The sequence below is a fragment of the Methylophaga sp. UBA5088 genome, assembly GCF_002414625.1.
GTDB lineage: Bacteria > Pseudomonadota > Gammaproteobacteria > Nitrosococcales > Methylophagaceae > Methylophaga > Methylophaga marina.
On the sequence record NZ_DIAC01000010.1, the window covers coordinates 39,169 to 40,187 of the forward strand.

Annotated in this window: 3 protein-coding genes; all 3 read left to right on the top strand. The window is 42.7% G+C overall.

All coding sequences use genetic code 11. The annotated features are described in order from the left end of the window. On the top strand, positions 1 to 501 hold a 501-nt coding region (locus B4K20_RS00940), incomplete at its 5' end, for a hypothetical protein (RefSeq protein WP_289281536.1). Further along, positions 501 to 800, top strand: coding sequence for a hypothetical protein (locus B4K20_RS00945; RefSeq protein ID WP_289281537.1), 300 nt, complete (start codon positions 501 to 503; stop codon positions 798 to 800). The genes B4K20_RS00940 and B4K20_RS00945, both read left to right, overlap by 1 nt. Next, on the top strand, positions 793 to 1,019 hold a 227-nt coding region (locus tag B4K20_RS00950), incomplete at its 3' end, for a hypothetical protein (protein WP_289281538.1). The genes B4K20_RS00945 and B4K20_RS00950, both read left to right, overlap by 8 nt.

Genomic DNA, 1,019 nt, shown 5'->3' on the forward strand with positions numbered 1-1,019 from the left:
TGCTTAACCATGACAACTAACCAAGACAAAACCATCTACGTTACAGGAGATAATCAGGAGTTTGTGCCGGAAATCGGCAAAGAATGTTTTGTTGTTTGGTTTGATAGGAGAAACGAAAAAATCACTCCGTCTTATGTTGGTAAACAATCGATGGTTTTCACAGATGAGCAAGGTGATGAACGGTGTGTGTACCTATCAAACATTATTGAGTTTCAACCCCTAAAAACCGAAGCCGAGATTAGGCGGGAAAAGGCAATCGAATCTTTAACTGCTGACATTTGCAATATGTCAGATATGTATTTAGTTCCTCCTGGCTTGTTGGCTGAGCGTTTAGCGAAAGAAGGCTACATCAAGCCGAGAGAGATAACTACAGAAGCAACCAATAATGCAGCTGAGTCTTTTGTGAAAGAAAAGGTTGGCGATGTTATGGATTTAATGTCCTTATTAAGTTTTGCAGAAGGCGCACGCTGGGCAGAAAAACACATCAAAGGAGAAGCCTAATGCACACTCCTTTAGCCAAAACAAACGATCCAATTTCAAGTCACGCAGCAGGATATAAGTTTGCTAACTCAGAAGTGCTTAAAAATCACGAGGCCATAATTCTTGATTTGCTTCGTAGATTCCCAAACAGAACAAGCAAACAGTTAGCCGCTATCGAAAAAGAAGAAAGCGGCGAATATGCACTTGACCGTTACCAGATAGCCAGACGCTTGTCTGGCATGGAAGAAAAAGGGCTTATCAAGGGCACAGATAAAAGCGTTAAGGGTGAACGTCAGTGGTGGGCGGTGAAAATTGTTTAATCCAGACTTCTACCCTACACCAGCCCATTTAGCCACACGAATGGCGGCAATGATTACACCTGAGTTCAGCAAGAGAATCCTTGAACCATCAGCGGGTAAGGGTGATTTAGCTAAAGCAGTAATATCTCGTTTCAGTCGTTACGGTAAAGGCAAGATTGACTGTATCGAGAAAGAACCTGAATTGCGGTCCCTGTTAGTTGGTGAAGGCTTTCGTGTTGT

Bases quoted from the DNA above. Each gene is read 5' to 3' on its own strand.
- B4K20_RS00945 (WP_289281537.1), top strand. From the start codon at position 501: ATGCACACTCCTTTAGCCAAAACAAACGATCCAATTTCAAGTCACGCA.